Origin of the sequence: uncultured Bradyrhizobium sp. (assembly GCF_936928535.1) — a bacterium.
Classification (GTDB): Bacteria; Pseudomonadota; Alphaproteobacteria; order Rhizobiales; family Xanthobacteraceae; genus Bradyrhizobium.
Genome location: NZ_CAKZHY010000053.1, coordinates 21,149 through 35,795, shown reverse-complemented (window position 1 = coordinate 35,795; position 14,647 = coordinate 21,149). Strand labels below are relative to the sequence as shown.

Genomic DNA, 14,647 nt, shown 5'->3' with positions numbered 1-14,647 from the left:
AAGCGAGCCGGCGTCCACGGATTTGTCATTGCGGGGCACGAGATCGTGGCTTTGGCGCACGACTGCATCAACACCGTCGCTGCGCTCGCAATGACGCAGTACGTGGTGACTGCATCGCTTTTTCGATTCGACTGTTCCTTTCAGACACACCTTCGCGCCCTCTCGGCTCATCTGGCCCGAGCTTTGACGGCTCACGGTTGCCCGCCCGCAAAACCCTTCGTGCCGACGACGTGATCCACGACAATTCCGGGCGTTCTGCCGCAGCCGGTTCCCCGTTAATCCCGTGCCTTAACCAATAATTAATTATACGTTTGCGGGCGGGGGACAGGGCGGCCTAGCGTGCGGTGGGGAGCCGCAAATTGGCGAAGCCAAACGAGTTGGTGCGTATCATGATGTTCAGATCATATGGGGCGTTGCTCGCCTCGCTCAGCGCAGCCGCGCTGCTGCTTGCCTCCAGCGACAGTTTTGCACGACCGGGCGGCGTTGCGCCGCATGCCATGGTAACAGCCGCGCCGTCCGCTGTGGCACGTGCGCCGATGGTGCCGGGCGCGCGGTTTCACGGCCGCGGCAATCGCTTCAACAATCCCTTCGTCTATTGGCCGGGCGGGGGTGCCTTCGGGTACGACGGCGCTGCTTACAGCGAGCCGTTCGCAGATGCCGGACAGCCCGTCACCAACGACGTTCGCTATACCTACACTTACGACGTTCCCTGGGACTGGGCGCATCGCTTCCCGCCGAATGTCGTGCCGTCGGATCGGCCCTATGTGTCGAGCTGCCCGACCGAGCAGGTGACGGTGCCCGGCCGTGGTGGCGCCGAGCACACCGTCAACATCACGCGCTGCTACTGATCGGCGCCGAGCCAGGCGCAGCGACTACAGAATGCCGGCCGCAGCCGCCTGGTCGCGGTCGGACTGTTTTTGCCTGACATTCGCCAGCTCACGGCTGCAAGCCACAAACGCATTCGTTCCCGGGCGTAGCCCGAACTGACCGCAAACATCCCGATCCTCATCGGCAATGATGCGCGCGAGCTCGGCCTGCGCGGCTTCCCGTATCGCCGGCGCGGAGACGAGTGCGTGAACCCCGAGGGCCGTCACAACGGCCAGCACCAACGCTGCTGCAATGCCGAGGCGCTGCGTGTCATCGGCGGAGTGCTGGGACGAGTCGGCCTTGGTTCTGGCTTCGGTCATGAAATCCTCTCGGATGAAATATCGATGGTCAAAAAAATGTCGTTCGAGCCGTCCGCCAAAATCAGCGGGCGCAATAGGAATACACGCTGCGCCAAAGCCGCGACGTGAACCAGATTACAAATTCCAGGACGGCACGGCCTTATTCGAAATCGGTACTAGCCTAATTCAAAGCTGGTTACGCCGAACACGCGCTCCAGCCGCAGCGACGGGATCGGTCCAGTGTACATTCGCGCCGTTTCGAATGTCGGCTTCAACCTGAGGGATTCCGCAAGCGCAATAGCATCGCGGTTCACAGCGGGGATGTCGAGCACAATCTCGTTGCTGCCCGGGCTCGCCAGCAAACCCTGTACAACGGCCTCCGCCGCGGCGCGGTCATTGGCTACGAGCGGGCCAATTTTGCGGCCAGTCCGGCAGGGCCGGATCACGCCCCACGCGGCAAGCTTGCCGTCGCGCAGCAGTGCGCGGCCAACGTGTCCCGGCGTGTCGATCCAGGCGCGCAAAAAAGCTGCGCGCGGGGCAGGGAAGACGGTGGCGTCGTCGGCCTCTACAAGCGCAAATGGGATCGTGTCGAGCGCAACAATCTCGGCGGGCGGCTTTGGCGGCGCGGCAACGATGCCACTATAGCGGATATTGGCGTAAGCCAGCTGGAAGCCGGACTTCTTGTAATTGCCCTGCTGTGCCACGACGCCGTCGAGCCCGATCACACGCGCGCCCGCATGCGCAATCGCAGCGTTCCAGATTTGCAAGCCGTAGCCTTTGCCGCGAAAACCTGCGCGCACGATATAGAAGCCGAGGAAGGCGAAGCGCTCGTCGTAGGTGACGCAGGAGACGGTCGCGACCGGCTCGCCATCGATCTCGCCGACGAAGAAGCCTCGTGCATCGGGGATGGCGAAGCAGGCGGCATCGGCAAGGCCCGGATTCCAGCCCTCGGCTGCGGCCCACTCGATCGCAACGGAGATGTCACCGGGGCGTAAATTGCGAATCTGCATATCGCTCATGTTGCGTTGTCTCGGGGCAATGGACCTGCGGGCAAAGTCTGGTTTGCGGGCAAGTCTGGCTGTAGAAGGCCTGATGACAGGCTGAGCCGGAACCTTGGCAGACTGAATTTGGGCTCGCCGCAACGCTATCACAGGGATATTTGGTCATGGCAGCAGAGAAGGTCGCGCTCGTCACCGCAGGCGGCAGCGGCATGGGGGCGGGGGCCGCGCGGCGGCTTGCCGCCGACGGCTTTAACGTCGCGATCCTGTCGTCCTCCGGCAAGGGCGAGGCGCTCGCGGCCGAGCTCGGCGGGTTCGGCGTGACCGGCTCCAACAAGTCCAGCGACGATCTGAAGCGCCTCGTCGACGGCGCGCTCTCGAAGTGGGGACGGATCGACGTGCTCGTCAATAGCGCCGGCCACGGTCCGCGCGCGGCGATCACGGAGATCACCGACGAGCAATGGCACACTGGCCTCGACACCTATCTGCTCAACGTGATCCGCCCGACCCGGCTGGTGACGCCGGTGATGCAGGCGCAGAAAGGCGGCGCCATCATCAACATCTCGACCGCCTGGGCGTTCGAGCCGAGTTCTATGTTTCCGACCTCGGCGGTGTTCCGCGCAGGGCTCGCGGCTTTCACAAAGATCTTCACCGACACCCATGCGGCCGACAACATCCGCATGAACAACGTGCTGCCGGGCTGGATCGACAGCCTGCCGCAGACGGATGCGCGCCGCGACAGCGTGCCGCTGAAGCGTTACGGCAAGGTCGAGGAGATCGCGGCGACGATCTCGTTCCTCGCCTCCGACGGCGCCGCCTACATCACCGGCCAGAACATCCGCGTCGACGGCGGCCTGACGCGCTCGGTCTGACCCCTACCTCGCTTGAGCCGTCTGCCGACTTGTGCGAGCTTGTGCTCGTTACGTTGTTGGATGTCCTCGCGAGGGTCGCATGGCCGATTGGGGATCCGGTTACGTCGTCGACACCGCCTATGTGCACGATTTCTGCCGCGTGCAGGTGCCGGCTATGCTCAGCTTCGCCGCGCTCGCCAAGGGCGTGGCGGTCGCCGGGGGACGCGGCGAGCCGCTCAGCTATTGCGATCTCGGCTGCGGGCAAGGGCTGACCGCCACCATCGTCGCCGCCGCCAATCCCAACACTGAGGTCTTCGCGGCTGATTTCAACCCGACCCATATCGCGAGTGCGCGGTCGCTGGCCGATGCTGCGGGGCTCGACAACATCGACTTTCGCGAAGCCGATTTTGCCGAACTCGCCGACGACGCCTCGGTGCCGGAATTCGACGTCATCGCGCTCCACGGGGTCTATAGCTGGATCGGCGCCGAGCATTGCAAGGCGATCGTCGCGCTGATCCGGCGGCGCTTGAGGCCTGGCGGGCTCGTCTACGTCTCCTACGACGCGATGCCGGGCTGGGCAGGAATGGCGCCGCTACGCCGGCTGATGGTGCAGTTGCAGGGCGCGCAACCGCAGGTCTCGTCAAAACGCGCGCTGGACCAGGCGCTCGCGCTTGCCGACGGCCTGAAGGAGGCCGGCGCGCATTTCTACCGCATGTACCCGCAGGCCGCCGTACAGCTCGAGCGGCTGCGCAAGCTTCCTGCGTCCTATCTCGCGCACGAGCTTCTGACGCGCGACTGGCAGGCGTTTAACTTCGGCGATCTCGCCCAGGAGCTCGCGGCCGCGAAGCTGACCTTTCTCGGCTCGGCACATCTCACTGATCATGTCGATCGGGTCAACTTCACGGACAGCCAGCAGGCGCTGCTGGCCGATCTTACCGATCCCTTGATCAATGAGACCACGCGCGACATGATCATCGGCCGCCAGTTTCGCCGGGACATCTTCGCCAAGGGATTTACGCCAATGGCGCCGATGGCGGCGCGGGAACGCTGGCTGGCAACGCGCTTCGTGCTGACGAGCCCGCGCGACGATATCGAGCTCACCTTCGATACGCCGCTTGGCCGCTTCCAGCTGCGCGGCGAGATCTATCAGGGCGTAATCGACGCGTTTGCCGCAGGGCCTCTGAGCTTGCGCGAGGTGGTCGAACGTCTGCCGGAGACGACGCTGGGCTGGGCCTCGCTCACCGATGCCATCAAGGTGCTGGTCGGGCAGGGGCACCTCGCGCCGGCGCTGCCGCCGGAGGACGAGGCGGCGCGGCAGAAATCGGCGCGAGCGTTCAACGCGGCGGTGACGGCGCGCGCCAAGGAGACGGCGGAGCTGAATTATCTCGCCTCGCCTGTCACCGGTGGCGGTATCAGGGTCGATCGTCTCACGCAGCTCTATATGCAGGCGAGGCGCAAGGGCATCGCCGACCCCGCCGCACTGCTGGCGAGCCTCGCCACCGCCAGTGGGGAACGCTTTGGGAAGGACGGCCAAAAGCTCACCCCGGACGAGGTTCGCGCCGAGATCGCGGGCAGGCTTGCCGCGATCGACGAGCGCATCCTGCCGCTGCTTGGACGGCTCGGAATCGCTTAGCTACAGCAGCGAGAAATCGTGCGCGTGTTGCAAGAGCTGATGCAGCGCATCGCTGTCTGAGGTGGTCGTCGTACTGCCGCCTTGACTCCCGCCCTGGCCGTGGCCGGTCAGCGCACCGGCCAGCTTGATATAGTCGTCGCCGAGCGCGCCGACGTCAGTGTTGAGCTTGTGCAGATCCGCGTCCAGCTTGTGAAAATCATCGCCGAATTTCAGCGCGATCTGGTCGATCTTGAGCGTGCCGAAATTGTCCTGGGAACCGGTGATGTCGGTGACGATCTTGAAGAAGTCGTCGCTGACCTTGTGCAGGTCGTCGCTGACCTTCAGGGCGCCGCCGCCGAGCTTGATGAAGGCCTGGTCGATCGTCTCGGAGTTCGAGAGATCGCCAAGCTTGAGGAAGTCCTGACCCACTTTCAGGAAATCGTCGCCGACCTTGTGCAGTCCGGCGCTGAAATCGGAGAGATCGCCGGCCCATTTGATGAAGGACTCATTGGCGCCTTCGCCTGATACGTGCAGCTTGATCGTGTCGAGCCCGAGCTTGATGGCCTCGAAGCTGGCGGCCTGGAAATCAGTGTCGAGCTTGATGAAGTCGTCGGACAGCTTGAGCCCGCCGCCGTCGCTGCTTTCCGCGAAAGTGCTCACGGACGGCGTCTGGTCGGCGTATTTCAGGATGACGTCGTCGAACTTGTGCAGGACGTCGTCGAGCTTCAGCGTATCGAAGCCGAGCTTGATGAAGTCGAAAGCGGCCTGCTCGGTATCGTGCTTGAAGTCGACGGCAACCTTGTGCTCGTCGAATTTCAGGGTGTCGGAAAACAGATCTGTCAGCGCATCGCCGACGCGATCGAAATCATGTCCGAATTTGAGGAAGTCGTGATCGAGCTTGTGTGCGAGGAATTCGTCGACGCCGTCGAACTTGAGGAAAAAATCGGAGGCCATGGCCGAAGCTCCATGTCTCAACAATCTATCGCAGCAATTCGTGGAGTGTAGGCGGCCGGCATCGCAAGTCAACCGCAGGCCTCACACGCAATAGGCAAGCGCCGCTGCCCTATCGCGATGGAACCCGCGAAAGATGTCGTGCTGCTCGTCAGCTGTGCGCCACCAGTCTCGCCAGCGCAGGCAGGATCTTGTAGCGGGCGATCTCGCGCGGATAATCGCCGCGATTGGCAAGCAACACGATGCCGATCCGGTACGCCGGGACGAGGCCAATATAGCCCGATGCGTTGTTGAGCCCGCCCGGCTTGTCGACGATTGTGACGCCGGGGAGGTGGACTGTCTCCCACGCCATGCCCTGCCCGAAGGTTGCCTGTTCGTACCTTTGGTCGACGTGGAAGGCTTCGCGCTGCGTCATGTGCAGCGCCTCCCGCAGACGCGGGTCGATCGTGCGGCCGTCGACGCAGGCCGCGACGAATGTCGCAAGATCGCGCGCTGACGAGAACATCTGGCCGGTGCCGGGGAAGTCGAAATAGCTCTGTTGGCCTCCGATCGAGCCGATCGCGCTGCCCTGGTCGGAATAGCCCTGTACGACGCGTCGCATTGTGGCCTCGTCCATGACCGCGCGGTTGTCAGGTCCGCGTTCGGGAATGGAGGTTGCGTGCATGCCGAGCGGCTTGAGCACGCGGCTCTCGATCAGTCTTGCGATCGGCGCGCGATAGCAGCGCTCGAGCACGAGCTGAAGCAGGACGTAGCCGGCATGGCTGTAGATGCGCTGCTTGCCCGGCGCGACGCCTGCGGACGGCGTGAACGCGTTGAGCATCGCGACGAACTGCGCCTGCGAATAGGAATCGTTCGGCCAGGGCGGGTGATCGGTCGGCAGCAATAGACCTGATGTGTGCGTGGCGAGCTCGCCGATCGTGACGTTGCGGATGTAGTCACCACCTAGCTCAGGCAGATATTTCGGCAGAGGATCGTCGAGCTTGAGCTCGCCGCGGAGCGCGCCCGATGCCAGCAGCGTCGCCTCGAACGGCTTTCGCAACGAAGCGAGGTTGAACAGCGTGTCCGGCGTCACGGACCGCCTGGTGGCGTCGTCGGCAAGGCCGTAGCTGAAGAATTCGAGATGCCGACCGGCATAGAGCGCCGCGGAGAGGCCGCCCGGCTGGTCCGGTGTCGCGGTGGGCGCGAGCGCGGCCGCGACGAGGTCGCGCATTTGCGCGATCATGTCGGAATCGGCCAAGGCAGGGCGCGGGTTGGCCAGCGCGACCGCCAAGGGAACAAGCGCGGCGCGGACGAGGGATCGCCTCGTGATGTGGGGTGAGATGACAACAGGTGGCACGTGCTCGATCTGATCATGCGGTGCGCCCCGAATCCTATTGTAGCGAGGCGGGGACGGCGTCCCAATTCACGATTGCGCGTTATGAGTTCCGCTGGCGCTTCCAAAAAAACTTAGCCTGTCAGCTAACAATCGTTGACGCCGGATCGCGGTGCGATTATAGTTAGCTCTATGGCTAACCAATTATCCCGGCTCGACCAGGTCTTCGCGGCGCTTGCTGATCCGACGCGGCGTGCGATCGTCATGCGGCTTTGCGCCGGCGAAGCCTCGGTCGGCGAGCTCGCCGAGCCGTTCGAGATGGCGCTGCCGAGCTTCATGAAGCACATCCACGTGCTGGAGCTGAGCGGGCTCGTGCAGTCGGAGAAATCAGGCCGCGTGCGCACCTGTCGCCTCAGTCCCGAGGCGCTCGTCGGTGCGGAAGACTGGTTCCAGCACCAGCGCGCGATCTGGGAGGCGCGGCTCGACCGCTTCGAGACATATGTCATGAAGCTCAAGAAGGAGAGGGCGGCGGGCAAGCAGCCGTCCAAAGTGACCGAGAAGACCACCTACAAGCCAAGCAAACGGAAAGGTACTGAGTAATGACGAATCCTGCCAACGCCGCCCTGTCGCAATGGTCGATAGACCGCGAGATCGTGATGTCGCGCGTGATCGACGCGCCGCGCGATCTGGTGTTCGAGGCGTGGTCCGATCCAAAACACTTGCCGCAATGGTTCGGGCCGAAGGGCTTCAAGATCGAGACCTTCGAGATCGACGTGCGCGTCGGCGGCGTCTGGCGCTTCAACATGATCGGGCCCGACGGTACGGTCTATTCGAACCGCATGCGCTTCCGCCGCATCGAGCGGCCGTCTTTCATGGAGATGGATCATGGCGCCGACCAGGACGATGATCCCGGCATGTTCCGCTTCACCATCACCTTTGCCGAGCAGGCCAACGGCAAGACGGTGCTGATGATGCGGCAGCTGGCCTCCAGCACCGAGCAGCGCGACGGCATGATCGGATTCGGCGCCGTCGAATACGGCTATCAGACGCTGGACAAGCTCGCTGCCTATGTCGGTGGGATGAAGAAATAAGAGGCCCGCTTGATTCGGGGGCGCCTTCACACCGGCGCCTCCGGAATAAGCTTGGAAACGCAGGTGCCTTCGCAATTATGACAGCGCGCGCAGGCGAATTATGACAGTGGCGTCACGCAGATTTTTGTCGCCTGGAACGAATGATTTATGACAGAATTGCTACCGTTGAATGTCATGATGACTACGGCGGAGCGGTTCATGTTGCAGTGGCAGGCACGGTCAAATCCCCTGGCGTGGTGGTGGGGGTCTCTGACGCTGGTCAGCGCTGCGAACATTCTCGTCTGGTTCATGCTGTACCGCGAGTTCTATCCGACCGTGGCCGGCAGTGTCGGCGGCGGCTCGGATATCGGGCTGATGTTCCTGCTCTGCGCGGGCTATGTGTTCGGCTGCGCCTTCCGCTCGGTGCTGCCGCGCGCCGACGTGCAGCGCATCTGCCTGTTCGACACCTGGCTGTCGAGCGTGTTTGTCGGCCGCACGGTCGCGACCGTGGCCGAAGTCTGCTTTACCGCGCAATGGGCGATCATCCTGCATCAGCTCGGTCGGATGACGGGCGCCGAGACCGCGGTGAACATCGCGCTCGTGATCGTGCCTGTTATCATCATCGCGGAATGCTTCTCCTGGTACGCGGTGGTGACGACCAATTTCCTCTTCAACGCCATCGAAAACTCGCTGTGGGCGGTGACGTTCTTCCTTGCCGGCATCGCGCTGTGCCGCTTGATGCCGGAATTCCAGGGCGTGGTGCGCTGGGCGTTAATGTCAGGCATCGTCGGTATCGCCTGCTTCCTCGCCTTCCTCGTCACCGTCGATGTGCCCATGTATCTCAGCCGGTGGCGGGCAGGGCATGAAGAGGGCAACAACTTCCTTGGCTTCCTCGAAGGCCTGCATGACGTCGCGACGCGATGGGTGGTGACCCACGACATCGCGCATTGGAAGGGCGAGCTGACCTGGATGTTCCTGTATTTCAGCGCCGCCGTGTGGTCGAGCCTTGCGCTCTGCGCGCTCTATGCCATGGAAGGCTATCTCACGCAGTATCTGGCTTGAGCGTTATTTCCCCACCAGGCTGCATTTGCTGCGGTCAAGCGGGCGGAAGGCCTGGTCGGGCGGGATGGTCGCGACCAGCTTCACGAAGTCCCACGGGCCCTTCGACTCATCCGGCGTCTTGACCTGCACGAGATAGAGATCGTGCACCATGCGCTGGTCCTCACGGATGTGGCCGCTCGTCGTGTAGGCGTCCGACACCGGCGTCGCCTTCATCCTGGCCATCACTGTCGCGCTGTCGTCGGAGTCGGTATCCTTCACGGCCTGCAGATAGTGGCGCACGGCGGAATAGACGCCGGCCTGGATCTGCGAGGGCATTGCCTTTCGGCGGGCATAGAACGCATCGGAGAATTTTCGTGCAGCCGGTGAGACGTCCTCGAAGAAGGAGGTCACGATGAGGTCGCCGCGGGTCGCCTTCAGGCCGACAGCCGCGATGTCGACGTTCTGGAACGACATCGGAACGATCTTGATGCCCTGGTCGGCAAGACCGAATTCCTCCGCCTGCTTGATCGCGGTGGCATTGTCGCCGGCGACGTTGATCGCGAGGATCTTGGCGCCCGATGACTGTGCCTGCAGCAGGAACGAGGAGTAATCGGGCGTGCCGAGCTGGGCCTTGACGCTGCCGGCGACCTTGCCCCCAAGTGCGGCGATACGGTCGCGTGCGGTCGCCTCGATGGAGTGCCCGAAGGCGTAATCGCCTGTGATGAAGAACCACGGCTCCTTGCTGGTCTGCATGACGCCGGAGACGACCGCAGTGGCGGTGGAGTAGGCATCCTGGGTCCACTGGACGCTGGACGGCGCGCAGGCCTCGTCAGTGAGCTGGTTGGCGCCAGCGCCGGAGACCAAAAATATCTTTCCGTTGCCGCGCACCAGTTCCTGCACCGCGAGCGCCGCGCCCGAGCTGCCACCATCGGCGATCGCCTGTACGCCGTCGCTGAACCATTTGCGCGCCAGCGAGGCCGCGAGGTCTGGCTTGTTTTGGTGATCGGCCTGCAAGATCTCGATCGGCTTGCCATTGATCTTGCCGCCGAACTCCTCCGCCGCCATCCGCGCTGCCTCGACCGAGCCAGGGCCCATCGCGGTCGCGAAAATGCCGTTCATGTCGGTGAGGACACCGACGCGGACGGCATCGCCCTTGATCTCGGCGCGCGCGGCGCCTGGCAGCGCCAACGTGATCAGCAGGATGGCGGTTGATGTCGTGCGGGTGATGGCCATGGCGTTTCCTGATTTTATCGTCGATTGATCGGTTGCGGTGGTCAGGCCGCCTCGGCGATGACCTTGTTGCGCAAGATTCCGATGTCGGAGATCTCGACCTCGACGGTGTCGCCGGGGCGCATCCACAACGGCGGCGTGCGCTTGGCGCCGACGCCGCCGGGCGTCCCCGTGACGATGACGTCGCCGGGCGCGAGCGGGCAGATCGTCGAGATGTAGGCGATCAACTCAGGGATGGCGGTGATCAGGCGATCGGTCGTCGTGTCCTGCACCACGGCGCCGTTGAGCCGCGTCTGAAGCGTCAGCTTCGATGGATCGGGAATCTCGTCCGCCGTCACCAGCCATGGTCCAAAGCTGCCGCTCTCGGCAAAAGTCTTGCCGGAGAGGAACTGGCTGGTGTGACGCTGCCAGTCGCGGATGCTACCCTCATTGTAGCAGGCATAGCCGGCGATATGGTCGAGCGCATCGCTCGCGGGGATGTGGCGGCCTTGCTTGCCGATGACGAGTGCGAGCTCACCCTCGTAGTCGAAATCGTCGCTGACTTTGGGCTTCACGATCGACTCGAGATGGCCGACCTGGCTACAGGGAAAGCGGACGAACAGTGCCGGCTTCTCGGTGACTGTGCGCCCCGTTTCGGCGACGTGGTCGCGATAGTTGAGGCCGACGCAGATGATCTTGCCGGGATCGGGAATGACGGGCGCGAAACTGATCGCTTCGAGCTTATGATCAGGCGCGCCGGCCGCCACAAGCTTTGCAGCCTCTGCAACGCGGCCAGCTTCGAGCAACTGCCGCAGGGTGGCGCACCCCGCCATGCGCTTGCCGAGATCGACGACGCCGTTGTCCGTGACGGCCCCGAAGGAAGCGCGGCCTTTGGCGATGAAAGAAAGCAGTTTCATGAGATGCCCTTGAGAGATGGTTGGTCAGGCCGCGGACGGCACATGGGTTGAAGGCCCGATCGTGGCGACGAGCCGGTCGAGCTCGGCATCGTTACGGGCGCCGGCGCGGATGTAGCGGTCGGGGCGAACGAGCGCGGCGATGATGCCGTGCTCGCGCAGCCAAGGGTCGATGCCCTCGGCATCGTCACCGGTGAGGATGTTGATCCCGGCCTGCGAATGAGCGAAGCGCGCGATGCTGTCGACAATCAGCAGGTGGCTGTAGCCGGTCCGGTCGTCGCTGCGGCTGCCGTCCTTCAGCTTGAACTGCGGCGCGAGATGTCCAGCGAGAGGCAGATCACCTGGCACAGGCCTGGGGCCGAGCAGGGGCTTCTTCACCTCGAGCTTCGCGGGCGCATTATCGCGCGCCTCGCCGGCAGCGAGGCCAGCCTCGATCGCCTTGGTGTTGATGACGCCGCCTAGGCGAATAGCGAGCTCGATGAACTCGCGCACATGCGGCTGGCGCTCGTCCTGATAGGTGTCGAGCAGGCAGGCATCAGCGCCGCCGCCGATGACGCTGGCCAGCTTCCACGCAAGATTGGCGGCATCGCGGATGCCGGCGCACATCCCCTGGCCGAGGAAGGGCGGGGTCTGGTGCGCGGAATCGCCAGCGAGCAGCAGCCGGCCGTTCCGCCAATGCTGCGCAATGACGGAATGAAAGGTGTAGACCGCGGCGCGCTCGAGCTCGGCATCCTCAGGCGTGATCCAGCGCGACAGCAACTCCCAGACCTTTGCGGGCTGTGCGACGTCGTTCGAATCTTCCTCGGGAAGGACCGTGATCTCCCAGCGCCTGCGTGCGCCGGTGCCCCGGACATAGGTCGCCGGCCGCCTGACATCACAATGCTGAAGGCTGTAGTCGCCGAGATCGTCGCGCTCGCGCTTGAGCAGCACGTCGATCACCAGCCAGCGCTCGTGAAAGCCGAGATCGTCCATGCCCGAGCCGATGAAGCGGCGCACCAGAGATCGCGCGCCATCGCAGCCGACGACATAGCGGGCGCGCACCTCGCTGAGCTTGCCGTTGGAGAGGTCCTCGTAGCGGACCCGCACGCCGCTCGCATCCTGATCCAGCGCGAAGACGTCGCGACGACTGCGCAAGCTGACGTGCGGCCAGCGCGCAAGGCCGCCGATCAGCACGTCCTCGAGATCGGGCTGGTGGAAGCGGTAGCTGAGATTCCAGCCCATCGGCGTCAGCGTCTGCGGCCGCGACCAGTCGAGCAGCATCTTGCCCTGGCCGTCGAGGAACAGCATGCCGGGGCTGAGGATGACATGCGGCAGGATGGCGTCGGCCAGACCAATGGTCTGGAACACCCGCATGCATTCGTCGTCGAAATGGACCGCGCGCGGCAGATGATAGGTTCGCCCTTCACGCTCCAGCACCAGAGTCCGCACGCCGCAGAGGCCAAGCAGATTGGCGAGCGTGGCGCCGACCGGGCCACGTCCGACAATGACGACGTCAAACTCTTCGGTTGCGGACTTATCTTGCATGGGGCATCTCTTCCCCATCAGGTGCCGTCACTTCAATGGCGCCGGTCGAAGTGTCCGCCCAGCGGACGCCCCTATACCTCGACGGGGATCGCCGCGGCCGTCTCCTGAAGCTGGCTGACGAATTGCGTCACGGCTTGCTCGATTCCCAGCGCTGACCGGATCCAGATGATGGAGATGCAGCCGTAGACCACCCCGTTCCGCACGATGGGCACGGCGATTGATGCCGTCTTCGGATTGTACTCACCTTCACTGCGGATCGCGTAACCTCGCGCTTGCGTCTCGGAGATCATCTGATCGAGCCGGCCCTGGTCCAGGAAGAGACGGTCGTCGGCCTCATCGATGCGGCGCAGATGGCTGACGATGAGATCGCGCTCGCGTGCCGGGGAGGCGGCGAGATAGGCCCGGCCTGCCGACGTTCGCAGCATCGGCAGGCGCTTGCCGATCATGCCGCGATCGATCGAGAGCGGGCTGCGTGAATGCGTGGTCTCCTGCACCACCATCGCGGCGTTCTCGTAGGTCGAGAGGTCGACCGGCCAAACCAGGGTCTTGCTGAGCTCGGCGAGATAAGGCGCGGCCGCCTGGCAGATCACCACGCCGGGGTCGTAGCCATCGCCGAGGCTGAGAGCGAGCCGGGTGACGCGAAAGCGGTCGTCGCTGGCGCTGCGGGCGATATAGCCAAGTTCCTCCAGCGTTTCGAGCAGGCGGTAGACGGTCGGACGGGGCAGGTCGAGCGCGCGGGCGACGTCGCCGGCGCGGATGCCGCCCGAGCGGTTGACCTCCTGCAGCACGTCCAGCCCGCGCTTGAAGGCGCGGACACCCTCCGACTGTCGCGGCTGACTGGTCCGCGTCCGCTCCTTGGACACTTCGTATTTCCTCCCTTGTGGCCGACGGCCGCGCTATTATCGTCTTTGCGAACGCGAAGCGATTGCGGAACGCTACCGTAGGAGCGCGCTCGGCCGGTATCAAGTTCGCCCTACTACGGCGCGCGCGATGCCTTCGGGAGGAAACTCGATGGAAATCACTGCGCTTGGCTATGTCGGGATCAATTCGTCGCAGCTTGACCAGTGGAGCCGGATGGCAACCGGACTGCTGGGCATGCAGCAGGTCGATCGCGGCGGCAAGATGCGCGCCTTCCGTATGGACGATCGCAAGCAGCGCCTGATCGTCGACGGCAGCAGCGATGCCGGGCTCGCGGTGATGGGCTGGGAAGTCCCCTCGACCTCGGAGCTGGATCAATTGGCCGGGCGGCTGGAAAGCCATGGCGTCAAGGTGACGCGCGGCTCGCGCGCGCTGGCTGATGAGCGGCACGTTGCCGAGCTGATTGCATTCACTGACCCCGCAGGCAACCGGCTCGAAGCCTTCTGCAAGCCCGAGCTTGCGGCCGAACCCTTCAAACCCGGTCGACCCATCTCGGGCTTTCGCACCGGCGCGCTCGGCATGGGACACGTGGTGCTCAATGTGGAGGATGTCGAGCCGTTGTTGCCGTTCTACCGCGATGTGCTCGGCTTCCACGTTTCCGATTTCGGACTGAAGCCCTATGGGCTTTATTTCTTCCACGTCAATGGCCGCCACCACTCCTTTGCGATGGTTGGCTCCGGTCGCAAGGCGCTGCATCATTTCATGGTCGAACTCGGCAGCCTCGATGATGTCGGACAGGGCTACGACCTCGCACAGCTCGAAGACGGCCGCGTCGTCTACACGCTGGGCCGTCACACCAACGACCACATGACGTCGTTCTATGTGAACACGCCGTCCGGCTTCTTCATCGAATATGGTTGGGGCGGGCGCATCATCGATCCGGAGACGTGGCAACCGCACGAGACTTTCGATGGTCCGTCGCTATGGGGGCACGAGCGGCTCAACATGCCGGAAGAGCAGCGCAAGCGGCTGCGCGAGATGCGGATGGATGCGGCCGCGCGGGGCGTGCGCGTTCCCGATCCGCGTGTGCCGCCGCTGAACTGCGCGTGGCTGGACTCGGTCATCGCGCGCGAATGATCCG

The 14,647-nt window shown here is 64.0% G+C and carries 15 protein-coding genes; 7 read left to right on the top strand and 8 right to left on the bottom strand.

Going from position 1 to position 14,647, the window contains the following annotated elements:
• The first annotated feature begins 389 nt into the window (after positions 1-389).
• Complete coding sequence (locus Q0687_RS06585; RefSeq protein WP_298873655.1) at positions 390-848, top strand: hypothetical protein; 459 nt, start codon at positions 390-392, stop codon at positions 846-848.
• A 24-nt stretch (positions 849-872) separates the two neighbouring features.
• On the opposite strand, the gene Q0687_RS06580 is transcribed toward Q0687_RS06585, so the two are convergent.
• Positions 873-1,187, bottom strand: a complete 315-nt coding sequence (locus Q0687_RS06580) for a hypothetical protein (protein ID WP_298873653.1) — start codon at positions 1,185-1,187, stop codon at positions 873-875.
• 155 nt (positions 1,188-1,342) lie between these two features.
• Entirely contained in the window at positions 1,343-2,185 is an 843-nt protein-coding gene (locus Q0687_RS06575) for a GNAT family N-acetyltransferase (RefSeq protein WP_298873651.1), read from the bottom strand.
• A gap of 146 nt (positions 2,186-2,331) precedes the next feature.
• Between Q0687_RS06575 and Q0687_RS06570 the strand changes: the two genes are divergently transcribed.
• Positions 2,332-3,036, top strand: a complete 705-nt coding sequence (locus Q0687_RS06570) for an SDR family oxidoreductase (RefSeq protein WP_298873649.1) — start codon at positions 2,332-2,334, stop codon at positions 3,034-3,036.
• A gap of 79 nt (positions 3,037-3,115) precedes the next feature.
• Positions 3,116-4,648, top strand: coding sequence for a class I SAM-dependent methyltransferase (locus tag Q0687_RS06565; protein WP_298873647.1), 1,533 nt, complete (start codon positions 3,116-3,118; stop codon positions 4,646-4,648).
• On the opposite strand, the gene Q0687_RS06560 is transcribed toward Q0687_RS06565, so the two are convergent.
• Both Q0687_RS06560 and Q0687_RS06555 read right to left on the bottom strand, forming a co-directional pair.
• Positions 4,649-5,581 carry a hypothetical protein gene (locus Q0687_RS06560; protein WP_298873645.1) on the bottom strand — a complete coding sequence of 311 codons (933 nt, stop codon included), beginning with the start codon at positions 5,579-5,581 and terminating at the stop codon, positions 4,649-4,651.
• Positions 5,582-5,729: 148 nt separating this feature from the next.
• The gene (locus tag Q0687_RS06555) at positions 5,730-6,800 is read right to left on the bottom strand and encodes a serine hydrolase (RefSeq protein ID WP_298873643.1); all 1,071 of its coding nucleotides are present in this window, start codon (positions 6,798-6,800) and stop codon (positions 5,730-5,732) included.
• Between the two features lie 282 nt (positions 6,801-7,082).
• On the opposite strand from Q0687_RS06555, the gene Q0687_RS06550 reads away from it, so the two are divergent.
• From Q0687_RS06550 to Q0687_RS06540, 3 genes are all read left to right on the top strand, one after another.
• Positions 7,083-7,490: a metalloregulator ArsR/SmtB family transcription factor gene (locus Q0687_RS06550; RefSeq protein WP_298873641.1), complete on the top strand. Its 408-nt coding sequence runs from the start codon at positions 7,083-7,085 to the stop codon at positions 7,488-7,490.
• Positions 7,490-7,981, top strand: a complete 492-nt coding sequence (locus Q0687_RS06545; RefSeq protein ID WP_298873639.1) for an SRPBCC family protein — start codon at positions 7,490-7,492, stop codon at positions 7,979-7,981. Before Q0687_RS06550 ends, Q0687_RS06545 begins: the two co-directional genes overlap by 1 nt.
• Before the next feature lie 198 nt (positions 7,982-8,179).
• Entirely contained in the window at positions 8,180-9,022 is an 843-nt protein-coding gene (locus Q0687_RS06540; protein ID WP_298873636.1) for a hypothetical protein, read from the top strand.
• A gap of 3 nt (positions 9,023-9,025) precedes the next feature.
• Here the strand turns inward: Q0687_RS06540 and Q0687_RS06535 are convergent, their stop codons facing one another.
• From Q0687_RS06535 to Q0687_RS06520, 4 genes are all read right to left on the bottom strand, one after another.
• The gene (locus Q0687_RS06535) at positions 9,026-10,234 is read right to left on the bottom strand and encodes an ABC transporter substrate-binding protein (protein ID WP_298873634.1); all 1,209 of its coding nucleotides are present in this window, start codon (positions 10,232-10,234) and stop codon (positions 9,026-9,028) included.
• Positions 10,235-10,275: 41 nt separating this feature from the next.
• Positions 10,276-11,127 (bottom strand): fumarylacetoacetate hydrolase family protein, encoded by an 852-nt coding sequence (locus Q0687_RS06530; protein ID WP_298873632.1) that lies wholly within the window; start codon positions 11,125-11,127, stop codon positions 10,276-10,278.
• 24 nt (positions 11,128-11,151) lie between these two features.
• Positions 11,152-12,648, bottom strand: coding sequence for a bifunctional 3-(3-hydroxy-phenyl)propionate/3-hydroxycinnamic acid hydroxylase (locus Q0687_RS06525; RefSeq protein ID WP_298873630.1), 1,497 nt, complete (start codon positions 12,646-12,648; stop codon positions 11,152-11,154).
• Positions 12,649-12,719: 71 nt separating this feature from the next.
• Positions 12,720-13,511, bottom strand: coding sequence for a DNA-binding transcriptional regulator (locus Q0687_RS06520; protein WP_298873628.1), 792 nt, complete (start codon positions 13,509-13,511; stop codon positions 12,720-12,722).
• A 148-nt stretch (positions 13,512-13,659) separates the two neighbouring features.
• Here Q0687_RS06520 and Q0687_RS06515 point away from each other — a divergent pair, with 148 nt between their 5' ends.
• Positions 13,660-14,643: a VOC family protein gene (locus tag Q0687_RS06515; RefSeq protein WP_298873626.1), complete on the top strand. Its 984-nt coding sequence runs from the start codon at positions 13,660-13,662 to the stop codon at positions 14,641-14,643.
• Positions 14,644-14,647: the final 4 nt, after the last annotated feature.

What these genes read in the sequence shown, in the direction of transcription:
- Q0687_RS06530 (WP_298873632.1), bottom strand. Translation starts at nt 11,127, where the DNA reads ATGAAACTGCTTTCTTTCATCGCCAAAGGCCGCGCTTCCTTCGGGGCC.
- Q0687_RS06555 (WP_298873643.1), bottom strand. Translation starts at nt 6,800, where the DNA reads ATGATCGCGCAAATGCGCGACCTCGTCGCGGCCGCGCTCGCGCCCACC.
- Q0687_RS06560 (WP_298873645.1), bottom strand. Translation starts at nt 5,581, where the DNA reads ATGGCCTCCGATTTTTTCCTCAAGTTCGACGGCGTCGACGAATTCCTC.
- Q0687_RS06515 (WP_298873626.1), top strand. Translation starts at nt 13,660, where the DNA reads ATGGAAATCACTGCGCTTGGCTATGTCGGGATCAATTCGTCGCAGCTT.
- Q0687_RS06545 (WP_298873639.1), top strand. Translation starts at nt 7,490, where the DNA reads ATGACGAATCCTGCCAACGCCGCCCTGTCGCAATGGTCGATAGACCGC.
- Q0687_RS06580 (WP_298873653.1), bottom strand. Translation starts at nt 1,187, where the DNA reads ATGACCGAAGCCAGAACCAAGGCCGACTCGTCCCAGCACTCCGCCGAT.
- Q0687_RS06550 (WP_298873641.1), top strand. Translation starts at nt 7,083, where the DNA reads ATGGCTAACCAATTATCCCGGCTCGACCAGGTCTTCGCGGCGCTTGCT.
- Q0687_RS06525 (WP_298873630.1), bottom strand. Translation starts at nt 12,648, where the DNA reads ATGCAAGATAAGTCCGCAACCGAAGAGTTTGACGTCGTCATTGTCGGA.
- Q0687_RS06570 (WP_298873649.1), top strand. Translation starts at nt 2,332, where the DNA reads ATGGCAGCAGAGAAGGTCGCGCTCGTCACCGCAGGCGGCAGCGGCATG.
- Q0687_RS06535 (WP_298873634.1), bottom strand. Translation starts at nt 10,234, where the DNA reads ATGGCCATCACCCGCACGACATCAACCGCCATCCTGCTGATCACGTTG.
- Q0687_RS06565 (WP_298873647.1), top strand. Translation starts at nt 3,116, where the DNA reads ATGGCCGATTGGGGATCCGGTTACGTCGTCGACACCGCCTATGTGCAC.
- Q0687_RS06585 (WP_298873655.1), top strand. Translation starts at nt 390, where the DNA reads ATGATGTTCAGATCATATGGGGCGTTGCTCGCCTCGCTCAGCGCAGCC.
- Q0687_RS06575 (WP_298873651.1), bottom strand. Translation starts at nt 2,185, where the DNA reads ATGAGCGATATGCAGATTCGCAATTTACGCCCCGGTGACATCTCCGTT.
- Q0687_RS06540 (WP_298873636.1), top strand. Translation starts at nt 8,180, where the DNA reads ATGTTGCAGTGGCAGGCACGGTCAAATCCCCTGGCGTGGTGGTGGGGG.